This window comes from Mesorhizobium sp. M1182 (assembly GCF_040318335.1).
In the GTDB taxonomy this organism is placed as follows: Bacteria; Pseudomonadota; Alphaproteobacteria; order Rhizobiales; family Rhizobiaceae; genus Mesorhizobium.
The window spans coordinates 25,080-32,783 of the sequence record NZ_JAMYMD010000053.1; the positions used below are offsets into that span (position 1 = coordinate 25,080).

Below are 7,704 nucleotides of genomic sequence, written 5' to 3' on the forward strand. Positions count from 1 at the left end.
GAACATTTCGGTAGATCCTGCCCGCCGAAACACTCGGCAACCAAGATATTGTTTCAACCATAACGGAAGTCAGACCAATCGCGTATCGCGATAGGACGCTTCTTGATTCAATGTTTCCAGCCTCTAATGAGGAGTGATACAGGGTAGCACTCATCTAAACCTTGATCTGCCTGAAGCGCGCTCAATGGCGCACGAGTTCACGTGTATCAACGAGGAGGTACGGTATGACTGGGGAACCAAAACAGCGGCCTCGGCCTGCAAACGAAACGGTGGGCGGGTGGGAGGCCGTTCCATTTCCGAAGCCCCGGTTCGACGTCGACCTCGAGGAGGACGTCCGAATCCCGATGCGTGACGGGGTCGGCCTCTACGCCGACATCTACCGCCCGCTTGGAGCCGGGGACCGCCTGCCGACGATCCTGATCCGGACACAGTATGATAAGGCGCCGTATCGCGAGCGCGGTCTGAAGACGGGCAAAGGAGTAGCCCATCAGTTCGCGGGGCAAGGTTTTACGGTCGTGGTTCAGGACATTCGGGGGCGCTTCCGTTCGGAAGGCGCATTCCACCCGGCCGCCAGCGACGCGCATGACGGCTACGACACGGTGGCGTGGGTCGCTGCACAGCCTTGGTCGAACCGCAAGGTCGGCGGCTACGGCTGCTCGGCGCTCGGTATCAATCAGGTGATGATGGCGCCGCTGCGGCCGCCTGCGCTGGCGGCCGTCCTGCCACAGGGCTCCGGCGGTGCGATGCGCAACCGGCCTTTTGGCACTATAACCTCCGGTGTGCCGGAGTTCGGCTGGTCCTTCAAATGGTTCCGCGAGAAAGGCAATCAGCGCTCCCAGATCCCTCCGATTATCGAATATCACGACTTCTTGAAAACCCTCCCACTTGCCGACATGAACGAACGGTCTGGCGGCTTTCCCAACGACTGGCGGGCCTGGGTCACCCATGAGCTTGGCGATCCCTGGTGGCGCCAATTTGCCCTCTTCGACGAAAGTTCGTGCCCCGACGTGCCAGGGCTGTTCATCGAATCGTGGTATGACAACACGGTCAACGGCGGCATAGAATTATTCAATGCGTTCAAGAACCAGTCGATGACGGATCGCTCGCGGCAGAACCAGTATTTGATCGTCTCTCCCACCCAGCATTGCGAGAGCGAATGCGCCCAGACGCCTTATCTAGCGGGTGAGCGCGACGTTGGAGACATCTGTCAGGATTATTGGTCGATCTACTTGCGCTGGTTCGATCACTGGCTCCGGCGCGATGGCCAGGGCGAGTTCAACATGCCGCACGTCCAATACTACCTGATGGGCGCGAACCGGTGGAAGTCCGCAGATAGTTGGCCGCTGCCGGGGACCAGCTTCACCCCCTACTACTTCAGCAGTGGCGGACATGCGAACACCAGCAATGGCGACGGCAAGCTGTCCACGGATATGGCATCAGGTCCGGCCGACCATTATCGTTATGATCCTGCCGATCCCACGCCCAGTCCTGAGGCTATCCGTACTAGAAGCGACGGCAGCGCCGCTGACCAGCGGGAGGTCGATCTGCGGCCCGACCGCTTGGTCTACACAACGGAGCCGCTTCGTTCAGGCGTCGAGGTAACAGGTCCACTGCGCGCGACGCTCTATGTCTCGTCCTCGGCAGTGGACACAGACTTCATTGTAACACTGAGCGATGTCTATCCCGATGGCCGAGTTTATAATCTGCAAAAAGGGGTCGCGCGCGCGCGCTATCGCGAAGCCTATACGGCGCAACCCCGCTATCGCGAGGATTATAGCCGCCCAAGCTTGCTGACCCCAGGGAAAATCTATCGCATCGAAGTAAGCATGGAGGCGACGGGCAACTGGTTCGGTCCCGGTCATTGTATCCGCGTGCAGGTGGCGAGCAGCAGTTTCCCGCACTTCGCCCGCAACCTGAACACAGGCGGCAACAATGCCACGGAAACTGCAACTGTGGTCGCGAACAACACTCTCTATCACGATCGCGACAATCCCTCGCACATCATTTTGCCGGTGGTGGCCTGAGCGTAGTCTGCCCGCTGCCGTGGGCCCGTGAGAATCGGCGATGTTGAATTCGTCGGCCGAGAAGAAAGCCATTTCGGCATCGGCGTTGAAAGGGAGCCCCGTTTCAGAGGCTATTCCGGTTGAGCTGCGGAGGTCAGGCTGATCGTGGCTGGACCGGTGACGCTGGAGCGGTTGCAAGTAGCGCCAGGAAGAAGGCAAACAAATAAACGAAAGCCTCGGGCAGTTGAGCAAGAGGCTGAAGTTGTAGCCGACGGCGGCGAGCACGGCGTTGTTGGCGTTGCGGCCCATGCGGCGGTCTTGCTTGAGATGGCCGATGACCGGTTCGACGGCGGCCCCGCGTCGTAGTGCCCGCTTGATGGCGCCACATGCGCGACACCTTCAAGGCAATGCCCAGTGACGGATAGCAAAGATGCGCGGGGAATTGCACAGCTCATGCGGCTTTGGTTGGTTCCGCCCCGTTCGCTGCAAGTCACTGCCGGCACGGGAGGTCCGCGCCCTGCTGACCCCGCGCAAGCTCCTGCAGCGAAGCGGCACGATGTCGAAATGAGCATCCGTGCGGTCTTGCGCGGCTTTGGCCTGAAGGTTGGCCCGACGACGCCGAAGACGTTGAGCGGCAGGTTCGCGAACTGGTCGCCCATCATGGCACGCTGCAGCAAATTGCCGAGGCTCTTCTCAAAATCCGCGCGGTGCTGCTGTGCGATTCAAAACTATCGAGAAGCGTCTTGTCGGGTTGGCAAGTCACGATGCGCGGGTGCGCAACCTGATGGGCGTGCCGGGTGCGCATTTCGCAAAAGCCGGACAGGGGTTTCGCTGATTCCCGGACAGTGGTTTCGTGGAGTGACCCCTGGACTGAGACACAAAAAGTCGCGGACAGTTTCCCTCCAAGGAGAGGAAACTGGGGCATGCCGGGACGGCAAAGAGTTATTGATGAGGACCAAAAGCTGGAGCTTCTCCAGCGCATGAAGGCGGGCGAAGCCGTCAGCAAGTTGGCAGATGGAGGTTGGCACCAGAGCTTGGACGAGCTACGCTGAACGCTTGCGCGACCGCAGTCACCGACCATCCCGCCGCGCTCGCCAAGTCGACCAACGCGCGCTTCTCGGCGCCCCCCAGCCTCCGTTGCCGCGAGCGCACGGGCATCGTTCCGCGACCTTCCGCAGGCCCGGCGCCGCTGAGCTCGGCGACCAGATCGCCGCCTGCGTGTTCCAAATCTGCTGGCGCGAAAGTTCCATATTCATAGGGCAATTGCAAGGCGCCTTGGCGCATCGCTTAGGGCGCATCGGCACCTTCATCGATACCGCTTACAACACCCGGCCATGCCCGCAGTTTCCTCTCCTTGCAGGGAAACTGTCCGCGATTTTTGTCTCTCAGTCCAGGGGTGCACTCCGTTGCTGTCCGCGACTTACTGAAACCGGTGTCCGTGACTTACTGAAAGGCCATGCCGGGGGTCAGGGCTTTCGTAGAGCTGGTACTTTTTCGGCCGCCATCGACGATGCGTCGCGGTTTCGCTCGTCCCGGATGCTGGGCGCCCATTTCGGCCTGACGCCGAGGAAGTAGCAGTCTGGTGACCCCGACCTGACGGGGCGGATCTCGAAGGTCGTCTACCATGCGGTGCGTGTGGCGCTCTACGAGGCGGCCGACGCGATGCTGACGCGACCGGTCAAGGGCTCGCCCTTACAAAGGCCTGGTGCGCTTGCGGTGGCGAAGCGGGGCGGGATGGGAAAGACCAAGGTTGCACTTGCTCGCAAGCTGGCGTTGGTTCTGCAACAGATGATGCGCAGCGCTGACCGATTTCTGGCGACAGGGGCCCTGCGGCAGTCGTGCGTGGAGCGTTCGACAACAGAACAAGGATAGGAGGAACAGGCGAGCATGGGACTGTCAGGAATTCTGTGCGTGAGGCCGGTTTCGTCATTCTCCGACGAAGCGCTCGCCGAACACGACGGCGAACTGTATCTTGGCCTCGAACGACTCGCGCGGCGGTCGTTTCCGTTCCTCGGCCGCGTGATTGAGCACCAGACATAGCAGCTTCATAGTGGCGTTGTCATTGGGGAAGAAAGTGCCCTTGGTGCAAACGGCGCGGCGAAGCTTGGAGTTCAGCGCCTCGATCGCATTCGTAGCCGGTATGATCATGACGGTGCCATCCGATCCCCGCTGGAGATGCGAGATTTTCGGCGTATGGTGCGACCATCCGGGACAGGGGCACCGGGAGCACGCCAAGTGCGGGCAGGCCGATGTATTCGATGAGCTGCGAGCTCGCGTTAGTAGCTGGCCGCCCCTGCGACCTGCCCGGTTGCGCCGAGAGCGCGGATCCGTAGGTGTCGCGTCGCCCGCCGGCTCCCGACTGTTTGAGGAGAGGGAGCCGATGAGACGTGTGATTGGAATGGACATCCACCGCACCTTTGCGGAGGTGGTGGTTTGGGAAGACGGCCGGCTGCGCCATCACGGACGGGTCGACATGACCCGCTCGGGACTGGAAGGGTTCGGCCGCAGTTTGCGACGGACGGATGAGGTTGTCGTCGAGGCCACGGGCAACGCCATGGCGGTGGTGCGGGTTCTGTCGCCCTATGTCGGCCGGGTGATTGTCGCCAACCCGATGCAGGTGAAGGCGATCGCCCATGCCAGGATTAAGACCGACAAGATCGATGCCGGCGTTCTGGCGCAGCTCCATGCCAGCGGCTTTCTGCCGGAGGTCTGGGTACCTGACGAGCGGACCGAGCGGCTTCGTCGCCTCGTCGCGCGGCGCATTAATTACCGAAATGCGCATGCTACCAATCGCCCGCGGCTGCTTGAGCGATAACAATCTGGATTCCAGATGGTTTTGGCCGATATTCCATATTTGACCGGACCCGATCAAAGCGATGAACTGCAGAGAAGCGGGGCTAGGGTCGGTATCGGCGGGCCTCGGATTGGCAGGAATTCAGCCAGGCGGAGCATTCGATGTCCAATGACACGAGATATCAGCTTTTCATCGACGGCAGGTGGCTAGACGGTAGTGACCGATCCACTCTGCCGGTAATCAATCCGGCGACGGAGAAAGTGTTTGCTTGGGTGGCCTCGGCGACGGCATCGGACCTGGATGAGGCCCTCGCTTCGGCAGAGCGCAGCCGCAAGGCTTGGTCCTCACGGCCTGCAAAAGAACGTGGCGAGATCCTCTTAGCAGCCGCCCGGATCTTAGAAGCGAAAGTTGGAACGGCAGCCAGGGACCTATCGGCCGAACAGGGAAAGACGATTGCCGAAGCAACAGGCGAGTACGCGCGCGCGGTCGAAACGCTGGAATGGAACGGCATTCACGCCGAAGAGCTGTCGGCCCCGATTCAGTTAGGCCCGAACCGTATGATTGCCCCTGAGGCCCTTGGCGTCGTTGCTGCCTTTACGCCTTGGAACTATCCCGCCGTTCTCATCGCCCGCAAGATCGCCCCTGCTTTGGCGGCAGGCTGTCCGGTGATCCTTAAAGGGGCGGAAGAGACGCCGAGCGCTGCAGTTCACATCGTCGAAGTGTTAAGTCAAGCGGGTATTCCGGACGGCGTGGTCAATCTCGTCTTTGGTCTGCCGGTGCAAATATCCCGTCATCTCCTCAGCTCGCCGATCGTGAAGGTCCTAACGTTCACGGGGTCTACCGAGGTTGGAAAACAGCTCGCCAGGCTCGCCGCGAATAACTTGCAGCGATGCATTCTTGAACTCGGTGGGCACTCCCCGGTCGTTTTATGCGAGGATGCCGACCTGGCAAACGCCATACCGGCAATTTCGGAATACAAGTTCGAGTGCGCGGGTCAGAGCTGCAATGCACCCAGCAGGATCCTCGTCGCTCGGCCCCTCTATGAGGAATTCCTATCCCGGATGACGGAAGCCGCCCGCAAGATCAAGATCGGCCCACCGGACGACCCTTCTACGAAGATGGGACCGATGGCAAACGCACGGCGGATCGAGGCCATGCAGCGTCTGATCGAGGATGCCGTCGATCGCGGCGCCCGCATCGAAACCGGTGGCACCCGCCTCGACCAGCCGGGTTTTTATTGGCCGCCAACCATCCTGACAGGGGTGCCAAAGGATGCGAAACTGCTTCATGACGAGCCGTTCGGGCCGATCCTCACCGTTGCCCCGTTCGACACGATCGAGGAGGCGATCGAAGAGGCCAACGCCACTGACTATGGCTTAGCCGCCTACTTCTTCACCGGCGCCTCCGATGCGCAACGGGCGCTGATTTGCGGTCTTTCGGCAGGCGCCCTCAGTGTAAACTTCCTGAAAGGGGTTTCCGCAGATGCGCCGTATGGAGGCGTCAAACAGAGCGGCTATGGATATGAGGGCGGCGAGCAAGGTTTTCGGAGCTTCCAGAACCTCAAACTAGTCAACGGGTTCGCGTCATTCGGATGAGATTTCGTGAATAAAAAAACACGGACCATTGCCGGCAAGGACATCACAAGGAGCGTCGCCGATGCCCTTCAGTACATCTCGTACTACCATCCGCCCGACTATATCCGGTCCCTTTCGCAGTCATACGCGCGCGAACAGAGCCCGGCGGCGAAGAACGCCATCGGGCAGATTCTGCTGAACTCCCGCATGGCGGCCTTCGGGCGGCGCCCGATCTGCCAGGACACCGGCCTCGTGGTGGTCTTCGCAAAGGTCGGCATGGGCGTCCGCATCAAATCAAGGGCCAGTTTCGCAGACCTGGTGAATGAGGGCGTCCGTCGGGCATATCTCGACCCGGATAATCCCCTCCGGGCATCGATCGTTGCCGATCCGCTCGCCGGGCGGGTCAACACCCGCGACAACACGCCGGCGGTCATCCACGTCGACCTCGTGCCCGGTAACCAGATTGAGATCACCATCGCCGCTAAAGGCGGCGGGTCGGAAAACAAGGCGCGTTTTACCACCCTGAACCCCAGCGCGTCCGTTGCCGACTGGGTGGTCGACACCGTTTCGACGCTCGGCAGCGGATGGTGCCCGCCCGGCCTGATTTCGGTCGGCATCGGTGGTAGCGCGGAAAAGGCGATGCTGCTGGCTAAGGAGGCCATGAACGAGCCCATCGATATGTCGGAACTGATCGCCAGGGGGCCGTCAAGTGCGGAGGAGGCACTGCGGGTTGAGCTTTATGAACGAATTAATGCGCTAGGCATCGGCGCTCAGGGCCTAGGCGGCCTGACGACAGTCGTGGACGTCAAGGTTGCTGCCTATCCTACACATGCGGCGTCCAAGCCTGTGGCGCTCATTCCGCAATGCGCCGCCAACCGGCACCTGAAGTTTATCTTGGACGGCACAGGACCGGTACAGCTCCAACCGCCCGACCTTTCCGAATGGCCTCAGATCGGTCATGAGGACTTGCACACGACCGGCGTCCGTCGGGTCAATCTCGATGCGCTCACCAAGGAAGAGACGGCATCGTGGCGCTGCGGGGAAACCCTTCTTTTGTCCGGAAAGATGCTGACGGGCCGTGACGCCGCCCACCAGCGAGTCGTCGAGCTGATCGATGCCGGCAAGCCGCTCCCGGTCGATCTGTGGGGACGAGTAATCTACTACGTCGGACCGGTCCGCGCGGTAAGAGATGAGGTGGGGGGGGGGGGGGGGGGGGGAGGGGCGGCGGGGGGGTGGGGGGGATACGAGACCACCCGGCACCGCTGCGACGGGGGGGGGGGGGGGTGGGGGGGGTGGAGTAAGTTGGGGGTGGGGGGGGGGGGGGGGGGGGGGG

Annotated in this window: 3 protein-coding genes and 3 pseudogenes; 4 read left to right on the top strand and 2 right to left on the bottom strand. The window is 61.5% G+C overall.

Going from position 1 to position 7,704, the window contains the following annotated elements; translation table 11 throughout:
* The first annotated feature begins 344 nt into the window (after positions 1-344).
* On the top strand, positions 345-2,024 hold the full coding sequence (locus NKH33_RS31755; protein ID WP_352923398.1) for a CocE/NonD family hydrolase: 1,680 nt from the start codon (positions 345-347) through the stop codon (positions 2,022-2,024).
* A gap of 225 nt (positions 2,025-2,249) precedes the next feature.
* Here NKH33_RS31755 and NKH33_RS31760 read toward each other — a convergent pair.
* Both NKH33_RS31760 and NKH33_RS31765 read right to left on the bottom strand, forming a co-directional pair.
* Positions 2,250-2,396, bottom strand: a pseudogene (locus NKH33_RS31760) (IS5/IS1182 family transposase); the annotation flags it as partial.
* Positions 2,397-3,929: 1,533 nt separating this feature from the next.
* Positions 3,930-4,208: pseudogene (locus tag NKH33_RS31765) on the bottom strand (transposase); the annotation flags it as partial.
* 175 nt (positions 4,209-4,383) lie between these two features.
* Between NKH33_RS31765 and NKH33_RS31770 the strand changes: the two are divergent.
* The 3 genes and pseudogenes from NKH33_RS31770 to NKH33_RS31780 form a co-directional block, all read left to right on the top strand.
* Positions 4,384-4,764: pseudogene (locus NKH33_RS31770) on the top strand (IS110 family transposase); the annotation flags it as partial.
* A gap of 194 nt (positions 4,765-4,958) precedes the next feature.
* Positions 4,959-6,392 carry an NAD-dependent succinate-semialdehyde dehydrogenase gene (locus NKH33_RS31775; RefSeq protein ID WP_352923401.1) on the top strand — a complete coding sequence of 478 codons (1,434 nt, stop codon included), beginning with the start codon at positions 4,959-4,961 and terminating at the stop codon, positions 6,390-6,392.
* Positions 6,393-6,398: 6 nt separating this feature from the next.
* Positions 6,399-7,704: fumarate hydratase (locus NKH33_RS31780; protein ID WP_352923404.1), on the top strand; the 1,306-nt coding region annotated here is incomplete at its 3' end.